Below are 19,745 nucleotides of genomic sequence, written 5' to 3'. Positions count from 1 at the left end.
AGGCGGATCAGTAGAGGCGGCTGAGGACGAATTCCGGCAGGGCCCGCAGGGCACTGCGGGGCTCGGAGGGGGGCAGCCACTCGATCGCCTCGTGGGCCTCCCGGGCGAAGCCCTCGGCCAGGGCCCGGGAACGGCCGATGGCCTCGCAGCCGCGCACCATCGCCAGGGCCTGGTCGAGGTCCCCGGCCTCGCAGAACTCGCGCTCGATCAGTCCCGCCAGGGCGGGGCGCTCCTCCAGTGCATAGAGCACCGGAGCGGTGAGGTAGCCGGAGGCCAGGTCGCTGGCGGCGGGCTTGCCGAGCTGCTGGTCGCTGGCGGTGAAATCGAGGATGTCGTCGACCACCTGGAAGGCCAGGCCCAGCTGGCGCCCGAAGCGGTAGAGGTCATCCAGGCGCGGCTCGCTCAGGCCGGTGAGCACCCCGGCCGCCCGGGCGCTGTTGGCAATCAGGGAGGCGGTCTTGCAGTAGCTCTTTTCGAGGTAGGTCTCGAAGCTCTGGCCCGTGTCGTAGCGGAACAGGCCCTGGCGCACCTCACCATCGGCGAGGTCCATGATCACGCGCGAGAGCAGCTTGACGACATCGAGGTCGTCGAGGTTGGCGAGGTGCCAGCTGGCCTGGGCGAAGAGGAAATCACCGGCCAGCACCGCCACGCGGTGATTGAAGCGGCTGTGCACCGTGGCCACCCCCCGGCGGGTGGCGGCCCCGTCGACGACGTCGTCGTGGACGAGGGAGGCGGTGTGGATCATCTCGGTGATCTCCGCCAGCCGCCGGTGGCGGGGGCTGAGCCCACCGTCGGGAGCGATGGCCCGCGACAGAAGCAGCACGATGCCAGGCCGCAGCCGCTTGCCGCCGGCCGCGAACAGGTGCTCTGCGGCCGCCTGCAGAATCGGATGGCCGGCGCCGATCAGGCTGCGCAGGTCGGCCAGCAGGGCATCGAGGTCGGACTCCACCGGCTGGAGCAACTCTGCAACCGTCGCCACGTCACCTCCACGATGAAGGGATCCTAGGGGCCGTGCCTCAATAGGCGCGGGTGGGCGACTGGAGGCTGACGCTGCGCACCGCCGGCCGGCTGCCCAGCCAGGCGGCGGCCGCGCTGGCAAAGGCGTCGGCGGGGCCGGTGACACAGAAGCGGGTGCGCTGCAGGGGCGGCCGCACCGACTCCCCCGCCTGGTCCACCTCGGGGGAATCCCCCAGGCTGGCCAGCAGCGGTCCGAGGCGCTGGGCGGCCGCCAGGGCCGGGTCCACCAGCTGCACATCGGGGGGCAGCAGCTCGGCCAGCAGCGCCCGCAGCAGCGGGTAGTGGGTGCAGCCCAGCACGATCGTGTCCACGTTCGCCGCCAGCAGCGGGGCCAGATAGCCGGTGGCGGCGGCCCGCAGCTCCGGAGCTTGCAGGTCGCCCGCCTCGATCAGGGGCACGAAGGCGGGGCAGCCCACCTCCAGCACCCGGGCCGAGGGGCGGCAGGCCTGGATCGAGCGCCGGTAGGCACCGCTGGCGGCGGTGGCCGGGGTGGCCAGCACCCCGACGTGATCGCTGGTCAGCTCGCTGGCCAGGCTGTCGATCAGCCCCACCACAGGCACGCCCGCTTCCGCCACCGCCACGTCGAGGGCCAGGGCGTTGGAGGTGTTGCAGGCCATCACCAGCACCCCCACCCCCTGGAGCCGCAGCCAGTGCACCACCTCCGAGGCGATCGCACGGATCTCCTCCTTCGAGCGCTGGCCGTAGGGGACCCGGGCCGTGTCGCCCAGGTAGAGGCAGGGGGAGTGGGGGTAGAGGGCATGGACCTGGCGCAGCACCGTGAGGCCCCCCAGGCCGCTGTCGAACAGGCCGACGAGAAGGCTCAAGAGGCCCCCTGGAGAAAGTCGAGGATGCCGGCGCTGATCGCCACGGCCATCCGGCGCCGGAACCCGGGATCGGCCAGGCGCGGGGCGTCGATGCGACCGGTGACGAAGCCCATCTCCGCGAGGGCCGCCGGCATCACCGTGCGGCGGATCACGAAGAACCGCCCCGGTCGGGCACCGCGGTCGGGCGTGCCCGGCGAGATCGCCATGATCCTGGACTGGATCGCCTGGGCTAGCCGCTGGGAGCTGCCCGACTGGAAATAGAACGTCTCGACGCCGTTCACGTCGGGGCGGGCCATGCTCAGGGCGTTGGCATGGATGCTGACGAACACATCGGCATTGCTGCTGTTGGCCAGCGACACCCGCGGCGGCAGGTCGACGTCCACTTCCGAGGTGCGGGTCAGGAGCACCTGCACCCCCCGGGCCTGGAGCAGCTGGGCCACCTGCAGGCTCACATCGAGCACCACATCGGTCTCCCTCAGGCCGCCAATCCCCACGGCCCCCGGATCGGGACCGCCGTGGCCAGGGTCGATCACCACCCGGAAGCGGCCCCGGGGCACCACCGGCAGCCCGTCGGCGGAGATGGGCCGGCCGGAGGTGACCCGGCCGCTGCTGCCGAAGCCGGAGGGGCGGGAGGCGGTCCAGCTGGAGCTGGGCGCGTCCATGTCCCCCTCGCCGACGTTGCGGGTGAAGCCGCTCAGGGGCAGGCCGGTGAGGGAGAGGCGCCAGCGGTCACGGGATGTGCCCACTAGGCGCAGCTGGCGCGGATCGAGGCGGGTGCCGGGCCGGAATTCCAGCACCAGCCTGGTGGTGCCGGGATCGGGCCGGCCGATGCGCACCTCCCGCACCAGGCCGCCGACGGGGACCGAGCGGCTGCGCTGGGGAGCACCCGGCAGATCCACCCACACCCGGGGCCCGGTGACACCGGAGCCCTCCTCGTAGAAGGCCTGCAGCCGCACCCCCGGGGAGGTGCGCAGTTCCAGCACCCCCTCCCGGCTGAGGCGCCAGGCGGACAGGGCACTCGCCGCCCTGGCGGGAAGGGCCCCGAGCACCAGGGGCAGGGTCAGCAACCAGGCGAATCGCGCCGCACGCACTCCCATCACCACTCAGAACAACGCCGGATGGCGGTGCTGGAGGCTCGGCATCTGGGCACGGACCCTGGCCTCGTGGGCCATGTCGACCGGGGCCATCGCCAGGCCCGGCTCCACGCCGGCATCCGCCATCACCGTGCCCCAGGGGTCGATCACCAGGGCATGGCCGTGGGTCTGGCGGCGGCCGTAGTGGAGGCCCGTCTGGGCGGGGGCGAGCACGTAGGCGGTGTTCTCGATGGCCCGGGCCTGGAGCAGCACCTGCCAGTGGTCCTTGCCGGTGTAGGCGGTGAAGGCCGCCGGGATCATCAGCAGCTGGGCCCCGGAACCGGCCAGCTGGCGGTAGAGCTCGGGGAAGCGCACGTCGTAACAGATCGAGAGGCCGACCCGGCACAGGCCCGGCACGTCGACCACCGGCGGCGGCTCGTGGCCGGGCTGGACCGTGGCCGACTCCCGGTAGGTGATGCCGTCCGGCAGGTCCACATCGAAGAGGTGGATCTTGTCGTAGCGGGCCAGCAGCTGGCCCTCCCGGCCCACCAGCTCGGCGCGGTTGAAGGTCTGGCCCTCACCGGCCGGCACCGGGAAGCCGCCCCCCAGCAGGGTGACCTGGTAGCGGCGCGCCATCGTGACCAGGAAGCGGCTGCAGCGCTCGGCCAGGATCGGCGCCAGCTCCAGGCGGCGGGCGTCATCGCCCATAAAGGCGAAGTTCTCCGGCAGGCCGACCAGGTCGGCGCCGCGACGGGCTGCCAGTTCGATCAGCTCCTCGGCCGCCGAGAAATTGACGTCCGGGTCCGGCGTGCTGGTGAGTTGCAGGGCCGCCGCCAGAAAACTGCTCACCGCCGGACCGCTCCAAGACCGGCGAATCGTAAGGGACCCGCCAAGGGGGGCAAGGAGAGGTTCAGCTGGCCCTCAGCACCCCGGGTTCAGCCTGGATCGGCACGATCTCGAGGCTGTCGACGGCGGCGCAGCAGGCGAAGTCGGCGTCGTGGTTGCCCAGCCCGATCAGGCGCTGACCATGGCTGGCGCTGCGCAGGCAGGTCTCGGTGTCATGGCGCCACTGCTGCCAGAGGGCGAGGGCGGCCAGCATCTCGTCGTTGGCGCAGCGGACCCCCATGTGGGGCGCCACCGCCTGCTCGATGGCCGCCGAGGCCACCGCCCCCGCCGCCAGGCTGTCCTCGAGGGAGTAATCCCCCTCCCAGCCGCTGCCCACGATCCAGACCCGCAGGGCCTGGCGTTCGATCAGTCGCCGGGCCACGGCGGTGCGGTTGGGCAGGCAGGCGGTGAGCAGCAGGGGCACGTCCCGGACCCGGTCGAGGGAACGGGTGCCATTGGTGGTGCTGAGGAAGATGCGCTTGCTCTCCACCCGCTCCCGGGTCACCGCCAGGGGGGAGTTGCCCAGGTCGTAGCCCTCCACGCGCTTGCCGCCGCGTTCACCGGCCCGCAGCCGCCGGGCGGCCGGCCAGTCGGCGGCGGCAGCTTCGAGGCTGCCGAGGTCGGCGAAGGCCTGGATCGCCTCGGCCCCGTTCTCCAGGGCCCAGGCGATCGTGGTGGTGGCCCGCAGCACGTCGATGACCACGGCGGCGTCCGGGCCGTCCTCTTCGGGGGGCAGCAGGGGGGGAACCGCTTCGGAGGTGTGGAAATAGGAGAGCAGCACGGAACGCGATCGTCACGGGGGTGCGTCACAGTAGGCAGCAGCTCGACGGCGCAGGACGACGTGGCGGGGGTGGTGGCAGACGGGATCGGCAAAGCCCTGGGGCGGCAGCGCAATCTGCGCGATTTCATGGGCCTTCTCGAGAGGCGCGGCCAGCTGCGGCGCATCACGGCGCCGGTGGATCCGGACCTGGAACTGGCGGCGATCGCCGACCGGGTGCTGGCCATGGGCGGGCCGGCCCTTCTGTTCGAGAACGTCATCGGCTCCCCCATGCCGGTGGCGGTGAACCTGATGGGCACCGTGGAACGGGTGCTCTGGAGCATGGGCATGGAGCAGCCCGAGGAGCTCGAGGCCCTCGGCGAGAAGCTGGCCCTGCTGCAGCAGCCCCGGCCCCCCAAGGGCCTCAAGGAGGTGATGAAGTTCGGCGGGGTGTTCTGGGATCTGGTGCGGGCCCGGCCCGACCTCGACCTCACCCCCCCCTGCCACCAGCAGGTGCTGAAGGGCGAGCAGGTGAACCTCGAGCAGCTGCCCCTGCTGCGCCCCTGGCCGGGGGATGCGGGCGGGGTGATCACCCTCGGGCTGGTGATCACCAAGGACCCGGAGACCGGGGTCCCGAACGTCGGCGTCTACCGGCTGCAGCGCCAGTCGATCAACACGGCCACCGTCCACTGGCTGAGCGTGCGGGGCGGGGCCCGGCACCTGCGCAAGGCGGCGGCCCTGGGCCGCAAGCTCGAGGTGGCGGTGGCGATCGGCGTCCACCCGCTGCTGGTGATGGCGGCGGCGACGCCGATTCCGGTCCAGCTGAGCGAATGGCTGTTCGCCGGCCTCTACGCCGGCGAGGGGGTGCGACTGGCCCGGTGCAAGACCCTCGATCTGGAGGTGCCCTCCCACAGCGAGGTGGTGCTGGAGGGCACGATCACGCCCGGGGAGGTGCTCCCGGACGGCCCCTGCGGCGACCACATGGGCTTCTACGGCGGCGAGGAGGACTCGCCCCTGGTGCGCTTCCACTGCGTCACCCAGCGTCGTGACCCCATCTTCCTGACCACCTTCAGCGGCCGTCCGCCGAAGGAGGAGGCGATGCTGGCGATCGCCCTGAACCGGATCTACACGCCGATCCTGCGCCAGCAGATCCCGGAGATCGTCGATTTCTTCCTGCCGATGGAGGGCCTCAGCTACAAGCTGGCCGTGATCGCCATCGACAAGGCCTACCCGGGCCAGGCCAAACGGGCGGCCATGGCCTTCTGGAGCGCCCTGCCCCAGTTCACCTACACCAAGTTCGTGGTGGTGGTCGACAAGTCGATCGCGATCCGCGACCCGCGCCAGGTGATCTGGGCGATCAGCGCCCAGGTGGATCCCCAGCGGGATCTGTTCGTGCTGGAGGACACCCCCTTCGACTCGCTCGACTTCGCCAGCGAGCGGCTCGGGCTGGGCGGCCGGCTGGCGATTGATGCCACCACCAAGATCGGCCCGGAGAAGCGGCACGACTGGGGCCAGGCCCTGGGCCGGGATGCCGCCCTGGAGGCCCGGGTGGATCGCCGCTGGAGCGAGCTGGGCCTCGACGATCTGGGCCACGGCGAGCCCGATCCCGCCCTGTTCGGCTACACCCTGGAGTACGTGCTGGAGCGCCTCGCGGCCGGCCGCTGATGCTGCGCCGCAGCGGCATCTACGCCCTCAAGGCCCTGCTGGAGCTGGCCCTGGACCCGCCGCGCTGGCAGTCGGTGTCCGCCCTGGCCGAGGCCCAGGACCTGCCCGGCCCGATGCTGGAGCAGCTGATGCTCAAACTGCGCCGGGCCGCCCTGGTGGAGGCCCGCCGGGGCCGGCAGGGGGGCTACCGGCTGCGGCGTCCGCCCGCCGAGGTGCCCCTGGCGGCGATCCTGGCGGCGGTGGAGGCCCCGGCCGGCAGCCTGTTCGCCCTGGGAGATGGCGAGGAGGACCCCCGGCCCAGCGACCGGGTGACCCGGGTGCTCAACCGTCGCCTGCTGCAGGCCCTGGAGCGGGAACTGGACCAGCTCACCCTGGAGGACCTGCTGTTCGACCTGCGCAGTGCCCGGGCCGCCTTCAGCGAATCGGGGGGTCTGCTGCTGGGCTGAGGCTGGCCACACCGATGAACATCACGGCCAGGTCCTGGTCGAAGCCGACCTGGAAACCGCCGGTGCGTCGGTAGTGGATCAGCCGGCCCAGGGTGCGCAGCGGACCGCGGCCGAACAGGTCCATGCCCCGCATCGTGATGGCGCTGAAGCCGCTGGCCTCCAGCCAGCGCCGCAGCTCCGACGGGGGCACGAACCGCCGCCAGTCGTGGACGCCGGCTGGAATCAGCCGCAGCAGCGTCTCCAGCAGCCAGATCATGGTCAGCCGGGAGCGGACGGTGCGGTTGATGGTGTCGAAACAGAGCGTTCCTCCGGGGGTGAGCACCCTGGCGAACTCGGCGATCACGGCCTCGGGCCGATCCACGTGCTCCAGCACATCGACACAGACCACCACATCAAAGCTGCCGGCGGCGAAGGGGAGCTCCTCGGCGATACCCACCTGATAGGCGATCTCCAGACCCGAGGTGGCCGCATGGCTGCGGGCCGCCGCGATGCAGGGGGCGGAGCGGTCGATGCCCGTGACAAGGGCACCCCGACGGGCCAGGAATTCGCAGGTGTATCCTCCGCCGCAACCCACATCCAGAACCCGCAGATTCCCCCAGTGGGAAACGAACTGATCAAAGAAGAGAAAGCGAAGCGGATTGAGTTGGCTGAGGGGAAAGATCGTCGCCGACTCTTCCCACCAGCAGGCCGCCTGCTGATCGTAGAATGCGAGATTGTTGCGCAGCAAGGTGACGGCAAGGTCGGTCTCGATCATTATCCCGACCCTCAATGAAGCCAGCCATCTTGGGCGCACCCTGCAGCAGCTGGAAATCCTCGATCCGGCGGCCGCCGAAGTGATCGTGGTGGATGGCGGCAGCACCGACGCCACCCTGGCCAGGGCCCACGTGCACGGCTGCCGCGTGATCCGCTCGCCGGGGCCGGGGCGGGCGGTGCAGATGAACCGGGGAGCAGCGGCGGCCCGCGGCGAGATCCTCTGCTTCCTCCATGCCGACACCCTGGTCCCCTCGGATCTGGTGCAGCTGGTGAGCGCCACCCTGGCCGACCCGACCATCAGCGGCGGCGGCTTCCTGGCCCTGATGCGGGGCGCCGAGCGCACCCGCTGGGGCGTGAGCCTGCACAACGCCCTCAAGACCCACTACGCGGCCCTGCTGTTCCGGCCCCACCGCTATCTGCTGAACGGCTTCCGGGTTCTGTTCGGCGATCAGGCGATGTTCTGCCGCCGCTGCGACTTCGTGCGCTGCGGCGGCTTCGACGAGCGCCTGCCGATCATGGAGGACGCCGATCTCTGCATCCGGCTGGGACGGCTGGGCCGCATCCGGCAGCTCAACCGGGTGGTGGAGACCTCCGACCGCCGGGTGGCGCGTTGGGGATCCTGGAAGGCCACCGGCATCTACCTGGCGATCGGCCTGCTCTGGGGACTGGGGGTGCCGGCAGCGCGGCTGAAGCGCTTGTACGGCGAGATCCGGGATTGAGGCTCAGCGTCTGGCGGCCGGTGACTGACGCTCAGCCGTTGAGGGCCCAGTCGTAGGGGAGCCAGGCGATGCGGACGTCGGCCGGCAGATCCAGGTCCGGCCGGTGGCGGCCCACGTAGGCGGGGATCGAGGGGGCCACCGCCAGGAAGTCCCGGCGATACCACTGGAAGATCCGACTGCAGTGCAGGGTGCGGCGGGCGGGATCGAAGCGCAGCTTCAGGGGGTTCCGAAGGAACCGGCCGGCGTCCTCCTCCAGCTGCTCTTCGATCCGCTCGGGGCGGTAGGCCTCCGGCCGCAGCAGGGGGCAGCCCCTGGCGGCGCAGACCAGGGCGAAATGGAGGCGGGGGTCACCGAACCGCGGCCGCAGCAGGCCGTGCTCGATCCGATCGAGGCTGAGGGACTGCCCCTGCAGGCTGATCAGCGGCCGGGAGAAGAAGGCCAGGAACGCCGGCCAGTTGGGCACCCCGGCGACGCTGGGGCGGATCGAGGCCAGGGGGAAACGGGCCAGCACCTGGCGGATCACCAGGGCGTTGTAGAGGTTGATCCAGAGGGCAAACGCCCCGGGCCCAGTGCCGGGATCCGGATCAAAGGGGCGCTGCGCCGCCAGCCAGCCCTCCAGTTCGTCCGCGCCCTGCCGTTGCCAGGCGGCGTAGTCCACCCGGCCCTCCCCATCGACATGGCGGCGCAGCAGGCCATCCCAGACGGCGACGTCGATCATTGGGCGACCCGTTCGGGCCCCATCGTTCCACGGCCTTGCCCGGGGGCTGGTGATCCGCACCCGAACGGTCGGGGAGGGGATTCCTAGGCTGGAGCGATGGCTCCCGCCCCCTCCCTCCCTGATCCCACCGGCCCCCTGCTGGAGGAGATCCTGGTGCCGCTGCTGCAGGACTACGCCGAGTCCTTCGATCGCGGCCTTCTGCTGCTCGACCACTGCCCGGAGACGGTGCTGTCCCTGGCCGACCAGCACCAGCTGCGGGTGCGGCTCGACGAAGCGCGCCGGTCCCTGGCGGCGGCGCGGGCCCTGCGGGCCGCCGCCCCCAGCCCCATGGGCCTGGCCATGGACACGATCACCCCCTGGCACCGGCTGGTGGTCGAGGTCTGGAGCCTGTCGGCCAGGCTGCGGGCTGTCGGCATCCGCCCCTGACTGAGGGCCCTGGCTGAGGACCCTGGCCGTGGGCCCTGAACCGGCCGCTCCATAGGATCGCTCCAGTTGGCGCCTCCGCTGTTGTCCTCCTCCGTGAGCGTCGATGTCAGCGCAGCCGCGTTGCCGGAGCAACTGCTGCTGAGCGCCGGCGGCAGCCTGCGGGGCCACGTGACGGTGCCCGGCGACAAATCGATCTCCCACCGCTCGCTCCTGTTCGGGGCCATCGCCGAGGGCACCACCCGCATCGAGGGGCTGCTGCCCGCCGAGGACCCCCTGAGCACCGCCGCCTGCCTGCGGACCATGGGCGTCACGGTCTCGCCCATCGCTGACGGCCAGGTGGTGACCGTCGAGGGGGTGGGCCTGGACGGGCTGCGGGAGCCCGCCGACGTGCTCGACTGCGGCAATTCCGGCACCACCATGCGGCTGATGCTGGGGTTGCTGGCCGGCCGGGCGGGGCGCCACTTCGTGCTCACAGGCGATGCCTCCCTGCGCTCGAGGCCGATGCGCCGGGTGGGAGCCCCCCTGGCCCAGATGGGCGCCCGGATCCAGGGGCGCGAGGACGGCAACCTGGCCCCCCTGGCGGTGCTGGGGCAGACCCTGCACGGCAGCGTCATCGGCACGCCGGTGGCCTCGGCCCAGGTCAAGAGCGCCCTGCTGCTGGCCGCCCTGACGGCGAACGGGCCCACCACCGTGATCGAGCCGGCCCCCACCCGCGACCACAGCGAGCGGATGCTGCGGGCCTTCGGCGCCGACCTGGAGGTGGATGGCGACGGGGGACGGTTCATCACCGTGCGACCCGGACCCTCCTTGCGGGGCCAGACCGTGGTGGTGCCCGGCGACATCAGCTCCGCCGCGTTCTGGCTGGTGGCGGCGGCGATCACCCCGGGGGCCGAGCTCACGGTCGAGAACGTGGGGCTCAACCCCAGCCGCACCGGCATTCTCGATGTGCTGGCCGAGATGGGCGCCCGGATCACGGTGCTCAACAGCCGTGACGTGGCCGGCGAGCCGGTGGGGGATCTCCACGTCCAGCACGGTCCGCTGCGGGCCTTCCGCATCGAAGAGCCGATGATCCCCCGCCTGGTGGATGAGATCCCCGTGCTGGCGGTGGCGGCCTGCTGTGCCGAAGGGGTGAGCCGCATCAGCGGCGCGGCGGAACTGCGGGTGAAGGAGACCGACCGCCTGGCGGTGATGGCCCGCCAGCTGACGGCGATGGGGGCCCGGCTCGAGGAGCACGCCGATGGCCTCAGCATCGAAGGCCCCACGCCGCTGCACGGGGCGGAGGTGGACAGCGAGACGGATCACCGGGTGGCGATGAGCCTGGCAGTGGCCTCCCTGGTGGCCCGGGGCGACACCCGCCTGGGGCGGGCGGAGGCGGCCGCCGTCTCCTACCCCGGCTTCTGGGATGACCTGGCCCGCCTGCGGCACTGAGACGACAGAGCCAGAACCGGGGCCCGCGCTGTTGCCCCGGCGGGGGCGTGACGGCAGCTTCAGTCTCTACAGCCGCGGCTGCGACGAGGGCTTCCACAGTGCCGCCGGCGCCTGGCGCGAGGCCAACGAGAAGTTCGTGGTCCCGGCGGCGCTGGAGCGCTTCGCCCCGGGCCGGGAGCTGGTGGTGGCGGAGGTGGCCGTCGGCACCGGCACCAACACCGCCGCCCTGCTCGCCGCCGCCACCGCCGCCGGCCTGGAACTGGACTGGTAGGGCCTGGAGCTGGACCAGCGGCCCCTGGCCCTGGCCCTGGCGGACGCCGGCTTCCGGGGCCAGTGGCCCGCCGCGGTGATCGGCCGGCTGGAGGAGCTCAGCGGCGGCGATCGGCTGCGGCTTGGCGATGCCCGCCACCGGCTGCCGGAGCTGCTGGGAACGCTGGCCGGTCGCTGCGACCTGGTGCTGCTGGATGCCTTCTCCCCCCAGCGCTGCCCGCAGCTCTGGAGCCTGGAATTTCTCGAGAAGCTGGTGCGGCTGCTGCGGCCCGACGGCCGGCTGCTCACCTACAGCTCCGCGGCGGCGGTGCGCCGCACTCTGCAAGATCTGGGCCTGGAGCTGCGGGCGATCCGGCCAGCCGCCGACGAGCCGGAGCGCTGGAGCGCCGGGACTGCGGCCAGCTTCACACCCGTCCCCGCCCATCCATCCCTGCGCCCCCTGGAGCCGTTCGAACGGGAGCACCTGGCCAGCCGCGCCGGCGTGCCCTACCGGGACCCCACCACCACCGACACCGCCGCCGCGATCCTGGAGCGGCGCCGCCGGGAGCAGGAGCGGAGCGACGCCCCTCCGGCCCGGCTGCCGCGACGCCAGGGCCCCGGCGGACTGGGCCACGCCGAAGGGCACCGGTAGATTCCGGCGCAGTCACCCCGCCGCCGCCGATGCTCGCCGTTGCCGTTCTGGCCGCCGGGAAAGGGACCCGCATGAAGAGTGCCCTGCCGAAGGTGCTCCAGCCCCTGGCCGGCGCCACCCTGGTGGAGCGGGTGCTGGGCAGCTGCCACCGGCTCGCCCCCGACCGCCAGCTGCTGGTGGTGGGGCACCAGGCCGATCGGGTGGAGCGCACCCTCGCCGGCATCGAGGGCCTGGAGTTCGTGCTGCAACAGCCCCAGAACGGCACAGGCCATGCGGTGCAGCAGCTGCTCGGGCCACTGGAAGGCTTCGAGGGCGAGCTGCTGGTGCTCAACGGCGACGTGCCGCTGCTGCGGCCGGAGACCCTGGAATCCCTGCTCTCCACCCACCGGACCAGTGGCGCCGCCGTGACCCTGCTCACCGCCCGGCTGGCGGACCCCAGCGGCTACGGCCGGGTCTTCGCCGACGCGGCGGGCCAGGTGAGCGGCATCGTGGAGCATCGCGACTGCAATGCCGAGCAGCTCGCCAACACCCTCACCAATGCGGGGATCTACTGCTTCGACTGGGCCCGGCTGGCCACCGTGCTGCCCAGCCTGAGCACCGACAACGACCAGGGCGAGCTCTATCTCACGGACACCGTGGCCCTGCTGCGGCCAGCCATGCACATGGAGGTGGGTGACCCGGACGAGGTGGCCGGCATCAACGACCGCCAGCAGCTGGCCCACTGCGAGGCGGCGCTGCAGGACCGGCTGCGCCGCCACTGGATGGCGGAGGGGGTGAGCTTCACCGATCCCGCCAGCTGCACCCTGTCCGAGCACACCCGCTTCGGCCGCGACGTGCTGGTGGAGCCCCAGTGCCACTTCCGTGGGGCCAGCAGCATCGGCGACGGCTGCCGCATCGGCCCCGGCTGCCTGATCGAGAACAGCCAGCTGGGCTCCGGGGTGGAGGTGATCCATTCGGTGCTGCGCGACAGCCACGTGGAACCCGGCTGCGCGATCGGCCCCTTCGCCCAGCTGCGGGCCGGCAGCCACCTGGGCGCCGACTGCCGCATCGGCAACTTCGTGGAGGTGAAGAACAGCCGGCTGGGGGAGGGCTGCAAGGCCAACCACCTCAGCTACCTGGGCGATGCCGACCTGGGCACCGAAGTGAATATCGGGGCCGGCACGATCACCGCCAACTTCGACGGGGTGCGCAAGCACCGCACCGTGATCGGCAGCGGCAGCAAGACCGGGGCCAATTCGGTGCTGGTGGCGCCGATCACCCTCGGGGCGGGGGTGACGGTGGGGGCCGGCTCCACCCTCACCAAGGACGTGCCCGCCGGGGCCCTGGCCCTTGGCCGGGCCCGCCAGCTGGTGAAGGAGAACTGGACCCCGCTGGCGCCGCGCCAGCAGCAGGGCGTGGCGGGCTGAATCGAAAATTTCAGGCCTAATCTTGGCCCCAGAATCACCTCGCAGCCATGGCCGTCAACCCCGTCATCTGGTTCGAGCTCTACGTCGACGACATGGCCCGGGCCCGGGCCTTCTACGAAGCCGTGTTCGAGGTCACCCTGGAATCCATGGGTGATACGGGCATGGAGTACTACGCCTTCCCGATGCAGGACGACAAGGTGGGGGCCGGCGGGGCCCTGGCCAAGATGGAGGGCATGGCCCCGGGCGGTGGTGGTGGCACCTTGATCTATTTCCACTGCGACGACTGCGCCGTGGAGGAGAGCCGGGTGGCGGGCGCCGGCGGCACCGTGATCAAGCCGAAGATGTCGATCGGCGCCTACGGCTTCATGAGCCTGGTGCTCGACACCGAAGGCAACACGATCGGGCTCCACTCCCAGGCGTGAGCGCCTCGGCCCCGGCACCACGCTTCCGCTGGTGGCACGGCGCCGCGATCCTGTTGGCCGCCAATGCCGTCAGTTTCTGGCCAGCGGGCGTGCTGGGTGACGCCGCCTTCTACACCAGCTTCCGCCTGCCCCCCTACGCCCCGCCCGACTGGCTGTTCGCGCCCCTGTGGCTGGTGCTGAACATCACCTCCCTGGTGGCCCTGGCGCGGGTGGCCAACCTCCATCCGGAGGACGGTGCCGGCCGGCTCCAGGGGGACACGGCCGGCCGGCGCCGGGGGCTGGTGCTGGTCTCGGAAGCGGTGGGCTGGCTGCTGTTCGCCGTGTTCACCACGTTCTTCTTCTGGCTGCACAGCCCGGTGCTGGCGGCCGCGGACACGGTGGCGGGCCTGCTGGTGGCGGTGGTGAGCGTGGCGGCGGCGGCCAGCCTGGATCGCCCCGCCGCCGGACTGATCGGCCTGCGGCTGCTGTGGCTGCTGCTGGCCAGTGCCGTGGCGGTGAGCGTGGCCCTGCACAACCCCGACCCGTTCCTGTCAGCCGCCCCGGCGCCAGGTGTGGAAGCGCTCCAGTAGGGCCAGGGTGCGCTGGGGGGCATGGGCCTTCTTCCAGCTTCCGGCGACGTACTTGTTGGCTTCGGCCAGGGTGGGATAGGCGTGCATCGTGCCCAGCACCTTGCCCAGGCCCAGGTTCCAACGCATCGCCAGCACGAATTCGGCCAGCAGCTCCCCGGCCTGCTCGGCCACGATCGTCACCCCCAGGATCCGGTCCCGGCCGGGAACCGTGAGCACTTTCACGAAGCCGGTCTCGGCCGATTCGACGATGGCCCGATCCAGCTCGGCCAGGGGGAATCGGGTGACCTCGAAGGCCACGCCCTGGGCGGTGGCCTCGTCTTCGCTCAGCCCCACCCGGGCCACCTCCGGGTCGGTGAAGGTGGTGCGCGGGATGACGCGGCCGTCGACGGCGAAGCGCACCGGATCGAACAACCCGTTCACGGCCGCATACCAGGCCTGATGGGCCGCCGTGTGGGTGAACTGCCAGGGACCGGCGGCGTCGCCGGCGGCATGGATGTTGGGGTACAGGGTCTGGAGATAGGCGTCGGTGTCGATGGTGCGGCCAGTGGGGATGCCCAGGGCCTCGAGGCCGTGGCCCTCCAGCCGGGCCTCGCGGCCCACGGCGCAGAGCAGCTCGTCCGCCTCGAGCAGCAGGGAGGCGCCGCCCACTGCCACCTGCACCTGCACGCCACCGGAGGCGCCGGGCCCCACCCGCTCCACCCGGCAACCGGTGTGGACCCGCACGCCGTCTCGCTCCAGCACCTCGCGCAGCAGCGCCCCCACCTCGGGATCCTCCCGGGGCAGCAGGCGGTCGTTGCGCTGCAGCAGGGTCACCGGCAGGCCCAGCTGGGCCAGGGCCTGGGCCAGTTCGCAGCCCACCGGGCCGCCCCCCAGCACCACCAGGCTGGGTTTCGGGGAGGGGTGCCCGGCCAGGGCGTCCCAGAGGGTCTCGCTGGTGAGCACCCGCACCGTGTCGATGCCGGGCAGGGCCGGGATCACCGGCGCGGCGCCGGTGGCCAGCACGATGGCGCGGGCCGTGAGCACGGTCTCGCTGCCATCGGCGGCGGTGATCGCCACCGCCCAGGGGCTGATCAGGCGGGCCTGGCCAAGGCGCACGTCCACCCCGAGGGCGGTGTAGCGCTCGACGCTGTCGTGGGGGGCGACGGCCGCCACCTTCTGGCGCACCCGCTCCAGCACCCGGTGCAGCTCCACCCGGGGCTCCTGGGGGGTCAGGCCATAGCGGTCGGCGTGGCGCAGGCGGGCGGCGAGGCGGGCGGAGCTGATCAGGGCCTTGCTGGGCACGCAGCCGGTGTTGAGGCAGTCCCCGCCCATGCGGTCCCGCTCCACCAGGGTCACCTTCGCCCGCACGGTGGCGGCGATGTAGGCGGTGACCAGGCCCGCCGCCCCGGCACCGATCACGATCAGGTTGCGGTCGAACCGGCGGGGGCGGGGCCAGGGGCTGTAGAGGCGCCAGAGACGCCAGCGGCCCAGCAGCAGCTTCACGATCCAGGGCAGCAGTCCCAGCAGGGCGAAGGAGGCCAGCAGGGCCGGCGAGAGGAGGCCGCTCAGGCTCGTGAGTTGGCCCAGCTGGGTGCCGGCATTCACGTACACGAGGGTGGCCGGCAGCATGCCCAGCTGGGAGACGAGCGCGAAGGGCAGCAGGGGCATGGGGGTGAGGCCCATCAGCAGATTGACGAGCACAAAGGGAACCACCGGCACCAGCCGCAGGCTGAGCAGGTAGGCGGTGCCGTCGCGGCGGACGCCCTCCTCGATCGGCCCCAGGCGCTGGCCGAACCGGCGCCGCACCGGCTCCCGCAGCAGGGTGCGGGCCAGCAGGCAGGCCGCCGTGGCCCCCAGGGTGGAGCCGATCGACACCAGCACCGTGCCCTGGAGCAGGCCGAAGATGGCGCCCCCCGCCAGGGTGAGCACGGTGGCGCCGGGCAGGGACAGCCCCGTCACCAGCACGTAGACGGCCACGAAGGCGACGGCGCTGGCCAGCGGAGCGGCCTGACGCCAGGCCAGCAGCTGCTCGCGGGAGGCCTGCAGCGCGGCGAGATCCAGCCGGTGCTGCCAGCCCTGGCTGAAGAAGAAGCCCACCCCAGCCAGCAACAGGGCGATCGCCAGGAGGCGCCCTATGGGTGCGCCGGTGGGCTTCTCCTTGGCTGGGGAGCTCATGGCTGGCCCTCTTGGGGCTCTAACGGTGGTGGGCGCTGGATCACCGGCGCCGCGGCGGCCAGGATCGCGGCCCGGTCGCCGTTCAGGGGGGGATAGATGCGCTGGCCGTTGATCAGCCGCTTGGTGCGCTTCGCCGCCTCCCCTGTCGCGACGACCCGGCGCTCCCAGCCTTCGGTGTACAGGGCCCCCCAGGGACCCAGATCGAGGATGGTGGTGTACCAGTCGATCCGCAGCGGCAACAGCGGCAGCCCCAGCAGATCGCAGACCGCGTTGTGGCCGGCGAACCGGCCCATGGGACGGCCGTGCTGACAGGACATGACCGTGGTGTGGCCGTCCTCCAGGGCGAGGCGTGCGCTGTCGCCGGCGGCGAACACACCGCTCAGCCCCTCGACCCGCAGATCGGCATCGACCGGCAGCCGGCCAAGGGCATCGGTGGGCACACCACAGACGGCGGTGAGCGGACTGGCACGCATCCCGGCACACCAGACCACCGTCCGGGTGGCGATGGCCTCACCGGAGTCGAAGCGGATCTCGCTGCCATCCAGGAAAACCACCCGCACACCGAGGCGGCACCCCACCCCCAGGGCCGCCAGGGCCTCCTCGATCACGGGCCGCGCCCCATCCCCCATGTCGGAGCCCACCCGGGGGTTGTGGTCCACCAGCACCACCCGCCCCGGCCCCGCCAGACCGGCACGCTCCCGGACGGCCTGGAGCCGGGCCGGCAGCTCGCAGGCGGCCTCGATCCCCGTCAGACCCGCGCCCACCACCACGGCCGTGAACCGACCGGGGCCGTCGGAGTGCTCCGTCAGGGCCTCCAGGTGCCCCGCCAGCCGGGAGGCGCCGCCGTAGGTGTCGACATCGAAGCCATGGGTGGCCAGGCCGGGGACCCGGGGCCGGCGCAGCTCACTGCCGAGGGCGAAGACCAGCCGGTCGTAGGCCAGCACCTGCGGACCGGCCGCGGTGTGCACGGCCACCGTCCGGCCCGTCGGATCGATGTCGCCGACCTCCCCCACCAGCCAGCGGACGCCGGCGGGCGCGAGCACCGTCTCCAGAGGCACCCTCAGGGGCGCCAGATCGGGTTCGTAGTTGCGCACGCGGATGGCGTGGAAGGCGTCGCGGTTGACGAGCAGCACCTCAACGGCGTCGGGGCCGAGGCCGAGCTGATCGAGCTGGCGGGCGGCGGCCAGGGCACTCCAGAGCCCGGCAAAGCCACCTCCGAGCACCAGGATCCTCTGGGCTCCCATCAGGTCGTTCCGGCAAGGGGCGCAGGCGTCACCGGGAGCGGATCAACCGGAGCTCAGGCTATCGAGGGCCCGGGCCTGAAGGCGGGCGGCAAGAGACGTCTCCCGGGCGACCTGCCTCTGGCTGTGGCCCCGGCCGGAGGGTTGCCGCCCGGGTGCCGGGACGGTCGGGGGCTGCCGCTCCGTGGAGCCGGGGCAATGAGGGACTGGAAAGAGATGGATATGAGGCGCGTAATAATGAGGAGAGAAGGTAGCGCTCCTGCTGGAGATGTCAGGGGATGGTTTCCGTCTTCACCGGATCATTTCAGGTGCATAGGTTGAACAGGCTCAAACGAGAAGGACAGGACATTGAAGACACACTTTATCGTCACGATGCAGAATTTACGTCGACATCTGCATCGCTTTTTCAGTATCGGAACGGCATGGATCGTTGCGGCCGGGCTTCTTTTTCTCGCCCCCGTCTTCAACCCAGCTTCCGCCCTTGCCGATGACACGGGCAACTGGTATCTGGATGACGGCTCGGGGCACCAGCTGGGGGCCGTCCTGTTCGAGCGCTCGGACATCAACGCACCCTCCGGTCTGCGGCTGCGGCTGAACGCGGAAACGGCCGGGCTGAAGCTGGATCATGTCCGTCCCATGGTGATGAGCGACGGCGGCCAGCAGGCCTGGAGCCTCGACAACCGCAGCCAGGAACTTCTGGGCGCCGCCAACGGGGCCATCCCGGTGGGCTCCTCCCAGTACGACGCCGGCTGCCTCGATCCGATCCCTGCCGACGGCATGGCGATGCGGATCACCGTGCCCAGCTCCGCCGGTGACCTGACCTTCGCCCTGGCCCCCGGCCAGGTCCAGACCATCCACTCCCTGTCGCAAGCCTGCGCCAACTAGGACCCCGGCGGTCCCACGGCTCTCTGCCCCGGTTCCCCTGCAAGGGGGGCCCGGGGTACGGCCTGTTCAGGACTTGAGGGCGGCGCGGCAGATGCGGTGCGCCGCTTCCCGCCCCCCGAACAGGTTGCGGGCCGCGGGTCCCAGCTGCAGCGCGGAGAGTCCCCCCATCACGTGCACCCGGGTACCGGGCCAGCGCAGGTCGCCGCTGAGCACGGGCCAGTCCTCGACCAGCGCCAGGGGACGCTGTTGCTGCAGCTGGCGCAGCAACGGGTGGTGGCTCACCCCCAGGCTGTGGCCGGTGGCCAGCCAGAGGCGGTCGGCCCGGTGCTGGCTGCCATCGCGGCAGTGCAGTTGCCACTGGCCCTGGCGCCAACGGGCCGAGGCGATCTGACAGCCCTCGTTCAGCTGCAGCGCTCCGGCGGCCTGCGCCTGTTGCAGCCGGCAGGCCAGCTCGGGGGTGATCGAGCCGCCGTCGCGGGCCGCCAGAACCTGCTGACGGCGGCGGTGCCAGCAGGGTTCCGCCCGGAAGTCCTTGAGATACCGGGGCCCCAGCCAGCCCGGGTCGGCATCGAAGGGCTTGCGGCGCAGCATCCTCCGGCAGAACAGGCTGACCCGGGCGCCCCGCCGGATGGCCCCCAGGGCCAGATGGGCGCTGGTCAGGCCGCCGCCGACGATCACCAGATGCTGGCCCGCCAGACCCCGGCAGGCGCCGAGGTCGAGGCTCTGGCTGTGCTGCAGGGCCTCCGCCGGGTAGGGGCCCTCGATGGCCCTGACCCAGTCCGGCAGCACCGGCGCCTCGGCCCCTGTGGCGATGACCAGCCGCTGGGGGGCCAGAACCGAACCATCGCTCAGATCCAGCTCCAGGGCGTCGTCCCCGCCGGGAGCGAGCCGGATCCGCTCGACCGCCACGGCCTGCACCCGGTCAGCCAGCTGGAAGTCGGCCACGACGCTGCGGCAGAAATCGGCGAACAGCTCCGTGTGGGGAAGGCCGTAGGGACCCTCAAGCTCAGCCCCGCGCTGGCGCTCCTGGGCGAAACGGCGCAGGGCGTGGGGATTGGGATGGGGATGGTGGGGGGAGGGGGAGCGCAGCCATGGAATCTCGTAGCGGCGCATCTGGGTGTTCCAGCGCTCCAGCCAGGTGCCACTGGGGTCGAGCACCCGCAGCCGTCGGCGCCACTGGGGCCGCTTCTGCAGCAGCAGACAGCAGAGGGTGAGGGCCTGGGGACCGGACCCGGCGACCACCAGCTCAGCCACGGCGGTCGCGGGCGGCCCGCGCCAGCGGAGACAGGGGCCCCGGCGGGGAGGTCAGGCGGTGACGGGGAATGGTGGGATGGCACAGAATGACAACCATTCTCACACCCTTGCTCCCCGTGACGCCCCGCCCGGCGCGTCAGGCAGGGGCACAGGCGCGAATTCGGTGGCCGAGGCGACAGCTTCGGTGCGTAAGCGGCCTCAA

The 19,745-nt window shown here is 71.9% G+C and carries 21 protein-coding genes; 11 read left to right on the top strand and 10 right to left on the bottom strand.

Going from position 1 to position 19,745, the window contains the following annotated elements; translation table 11 throughout:
* Positions 1-7: 7 nt before the first annotated feature.
* The 5 genes from sds to H6G99_RS00640 form a co-directional block, all read right to left on the bottom strand.
* Positions 8-979 carry a solanesyl diphosphate synthase gene (sds, locus tag H6G99_RS00660; protein ID WP_190609304.1) on the bottom strand — a complete coding sequence of 324 codons (972 nt, stop codon included), beginning with the start codon at positions 977-979 and terminating at the stop codon, positions 8-10.
* Positions 980-1,016: 37 nt separating this feature from the next.
* On the bottom strand, positions 1,017-1,841 hold the full coding sequence (gene murI / locus H6G99_RS00655; protein WP_094585907.1) for a glutamate racemase: 825 nt from the start codon (positions 1,839-1,841) through the stop codon (positions 1,017-1,019).
* Positions 1,838-2,938 carry an N-acetylmuramoyl-L-alanine amidase gene (locus tag H6G99_RS00650; protein ID WP_190609303.1) on the bottom strand — a complete coding sequence of 367 codons (1,101 nt, stop codon included), beginning with the start codon at positions 2,936-2,938 and terminating at the stop codon, positions 1,838-1,840. Before H6G99_RS00650 ends, murI begins: the two co-directional genes overlap by 4 nt.
* A 6-nt stretch (positions 2,939-2,944) precedes the next feature.
* Complete coding sequence (locus tag H6G99_RS00645) at positions 2,945-3,763, bottom strand: carbon-nitrogen hydrolase family protein (protein WP_190609302.1); 819 nt, start codon at positions 3,761-3,763, stop codon at positions 2,945-2,947.
* Between the two features lie 61 nt (positions 3,764-3,824).
* Positions 3,825-4,580, bottom strand: coding sequence for a 2-phosphosulfolactate phosphatase family protein (locus H6G99_RS00640; protein WP_094585909.1), 756 nt, complete (start codon positions 4,578-4,580; stop codon positions 3,825-3,827).
* A 126-nt stretch (positions 4,581-4,706) separates the two neighbouring features.
* Between H6G99_RS00640 and H6G99_RS00635 the strand changes: the two genes are divergently transcribed.
* Both H6G99_RS00635 and H6G99_RS00630 read left to right on the top strand, forming a co-directional pair.
* Positions 4,707-6,221, top strand: a complete 1,515-nt coding sequence (locus H6G99_RS00635) for a UbiD family decarboxylase (RefSeq protein ID WP_190609828.1) — start codon at positions 4,707-4,709, stop codon at positions 6,219-6,221.
* Positions 6,221-6,667, top strand: coding sequence for an RrF2 family transcriptional regulator (locus tag H6G99_RS00630; protein ID WP_190609301.1), 447 nt, complete (start codon positions 6,221-6,223; stop codon positions 6,665-6,667). Before H6G99_RS00635 ends, H6G99_RS00630 begins: the two co-directional genes overlap by 1 nt.
* On the opposite strand, the gene ubiG is transcribed toward H6G99_RS00630, so the two are convergent.
* Entirely contained in the window at positions 6,636-7,421 is a 786-nt protein-coding gene (ubiG, locus tag H6G99_RS00625) for a bifunctional 2-polyprenyl-6-hydroxyphenol methylase/3-demethylubiquinol 3-O-methyltransferase UbiG (protein ID WP_286190916.1), read from the bottom strand. The two genes, H6G99_RS00630 and ubiG, sit on opposite strands and share 32 nt — an antisense overlap.
* On the opposite strand from ubiG, the gene H6G99_RS00620 reads away from it, so the two are divergent.
* The gene (locus H6G99_RS00620; protein WP_190609300.1) at positions 7,396-8,139 is read left to right on the top strand and encodes a TIGR04283 family arsenosugar biosynthesis glycosyltransferase; all 744 of its coding nucleotides are present in this window, start codon (positions 7,396-7,398) and stop codon (positions 8,137-8,139) included. The genes ubiG and H6G99_RS00620 overlap by 26 nt on opposite strands.
* A 31-nt stretch (positions 8,140-8,170) precedes the next feature.
* Here the strand turns inward: H6G99_RS00620 and H6G99_RS00615 are convergent, their stop codons facing one another.
* Complete coding sequence (locus tag H6G99_RS00615; protein ID WP_190609299.1) at positions 8,171-8,857, bottom strand: DUF547 domain-containing protein; 687 nt, start codon at positions 8,855-8,857, stop codon at positions 8,171-8,173.
* Between the two features lie 96 nt (positions 8,858-8,953).
* Here H6G99_RS00615 and H6G99_RS00610 point away from each other — a divergent pair, with 96 nt between their 5' ends.
* From H6G99_RS00610 to H6G99_RS00585, 7 genes are all read left to right on the top strand, one after another.
* Positions 8,954-9,283 (top strand): DUF2605 family protein, encoded by a 330-nt coding sequence (locus H6G99_RS00610; protein ID WP_190609298.1) that lies wholly within the window; start codon positions 8,954-8,956, stop codon positions 9,281-9,283.
* Between the two features lie 81 nt (positions 9,284-9,364).
* Entirely contained in the window at positions 9,365-10,711 is a 1,347-nt protein-coding gene (gene aroA, locus H6G99_RS00605) for a 3-phosphoshikimate 1-carboxyvinyltransferase (protein ID WP_502707654.1), read from the top strand.
* Between the two features lie 31 nt (positions 10,712-10,742).
* A complete protein-coding gene (locus H6G99_RS16250; protein ID WP_286190915.1) occupies positions 10,743-10,982 on the top strand; it encodes a hypothetical protein in 240 nt (79 codons plus the stop codon).
* Between the two features lie 75 nt (positions 10,983-11,057).
* Positions 11,058-11,612, top strand: coding sequence for an MnmC family methyltransferase (locus tag H6G99_RS16245; protein WP_353617133.1), 555 nt, complete (start codon positions 11,058-11,060; stop codon positions 11,610-11,612).
* A gap of 29 nt (positions 11,613-11,641) precedes the next feature.
* Positions 11,642-13,018, top strand: a complete 1,377-nt coding sequence (gene glmU, locus H6G99_RS00595) for a bifunctional UDP-N-acetylglucosamine diphosphorylase/glucosamine-1-phosphate N-acetyltransferase GlmU (RefSeq protein WP_094585917.1) — start codon at positions 11,642-11,644, stop codon at positions 13,016-13,018.
* Between the two features lie 47 nt (positions 13,019-13,065).
* Positions 13,066-13,440 carry a VOC family protein gene (locus tag H6G99_RS00590; RefSeq protein WP_094585918.1) on the top strand — a complete coding sequence of 125 codons (375 nt, stop codon included), beginning with the start codon at positions 13,066-13,068 and terminating at the stop codon, positions 13,438-13,440.
* Complete coding sequence (locus H6G99_RS00585; RefSeq protein WP_094585919.1) at positions 13,437-14,009, top strand: tryptophan-rich sensory protein; 573 nt, start codon at positions 13,437-13,439, stop codon at positions 14,007-14,009. The genes H6G99_RS00590 and H6G99_RS00585 overlap by 4 nt, the downstream gene beginning before the upstream one ends.
* Here the strand turns inward: H6G99_RS00585 and H6G99_RS00580 are convergent.
* A complete protein-coding gene (locus H6G99_RS00580; RefSeq protein ID WP_190609297.1) occupies positions 13,971-16,163 on the bottom strand; it encodes a dihydrolipoyl dehydrogenase family protein in 2,193 nt (730 codons plus the stop codon). The genes H6G99_RS00585 and H6G99_RS00580 overlap by 39 nt on opposite strands.
* Positions 16,160-17,407 carry an NAD(P)/FAD-dependent oxidoreductase gene (locus tag H6G99_RS00575; RefSeq protein WP_190609296.1) on the bottom strand — a complete coding sequence of 416 codons (1,248 nt, stop codon included), beginning with the start codon at positions 17,405-17,407 and terminating at the stop codon, positions 16,160-16,162. Before H6G99_RS00575 ends, H6G99_RS00580 begins: the two co-directional genes overlap by 4 nt.
* A 369-nt stretch (positions 17,408-17,776) precedes the next feature.
* Here H6G99_RS00575 and H6G99_RS00570 point away from each other — a divergent pair, with 369 nt between their 5' ends.
* The gene (locus tag H6G99_RS00570) at positions 17,777-18,289 is read left to right on the top strand and encodes a hypothetical protein (protein ID WP_094585921.1); all 513 of its coding nucleotides are present in this window, start codon (positions 17,777-17,779) and stop codon (positions 18,287-18,289) included.
* A 66-nt stretch (positions 18,290-18,355) separates the two neighbouring features.
* On the opposite strand, the gene H6G99_RS00565 is transcribed toward H6G99_RS00570, so the two are convergent.
* Positions 18,356-19,543, bottom strand: coding sequence for an FAD/NAD(P)-binding protein (locus tag H6G99_RS00565; protein ID WP_190609295.1), 1,188 nt, complete (start codon positions 19,541-19,543; stop codon positions 18,356-18,358).
* Positions 19,544-19,745 lie beyond the last annotated feature (202 nt).

This window comes from Synechococcus sp. FACHB-909 (assembly GCF_014698945.1).
Taxonomy (GTDB): domain Bacteria; phylum Cyanobacteriota; class Cyanobacteriia; order PCC-6307; family Cyanobiaceae; genus Cyanobium.
Note: the sequence above shows the minus strand (reverse complement) of the source record. Positions and strands in the feature narration are given on the sequence as shown.

What these genes read in the sequence shown, in the direction of transcription:
- H6G99_RS00650 (WP_190609303.1), bottom strand. Translation starts at nt 2,938, where the DNA reads ATGGGAGTGCGTGCGGCGCGATTCGCCTGGTTGCTGACCCTGCCCCTG.
- H6G99_RS00635 (WP_190609828.1), top strand. Translation starts at nt 4,707, where the DNA reads ATGGGCCTTCTCGAGAGGCGCGGCCAGCTGCGGCGCATCACGGCGCCG.
- H6G99_RS00570 (WP_094585921.1), top strand. Translation starts at nt 17,777, where the DNA reads ATGCAGAATTTACGTCGACATCTGCATCGCTTTTTCAGTATCGGAACG.
- H6G99_RS00610 (WP_190609298.1), top strand. Translation starts at nt 8,954, where the DNA reads ATGGCTCCCGCCCCCTCCCTCCCTGATCCCACCGGCCCCCTGCTGGAG.
- H6G99_RS00575 (WP_190609296.1), bottom strand. Translation starts at nt 17,407, where the DNA reads ATGGGAGCCCAGAGGATCCTGGTGCTCGGAGGTGGCTTTGCCGGGCTC.
- H6G99_RS00590 (WP_094585918.1), top strand. Translation starts at nt 13,066, where the DNA reads ATGGCCGTCAACCCCGTCATCTGGTTCGAGCTCTACGTCGACGACATG.
- glmU (WP_094585917.1), top strand. Translation starts at nt 11,642, where the DNA reads ATGCTCGCCGTTGCCGTTCTGGCCGCCGGGAAAGGGACCCGCATGAAG.
- H6G99_RS00580 (WP_190609297.1), bottom strand. Translation starts at nt 16,163, where the DNA reads ATGAGCTCCCCAGCCAAGGAGAAGCCCACCGGCGCACCCATAGGGCGC.
- ubiG (WP_286190916.1), bottom strand. Translation starts at nt 7,421, where the DNA reads ATGATCGAGACCGACCTTGCCGTCACCTTGCTGCGCAACAATCTCGCA.
- H6G99_RS00630 (WP_190609301.1), top strand. Translation starts at nt 6,221, where the DNA reads ATGCTGCGCCGCAGCGGCATCTACGCCCTCAAGGCCCTGCTGGAGCTG.
- H6G99_RS00615 (WP_190609299.1), bottom strand. Translation starts at nt 8,857, where the DNA reads ATGATCGACGTCGCCGTCTGGGATGGCCTGCTGCGCCGCCATGTCGAT.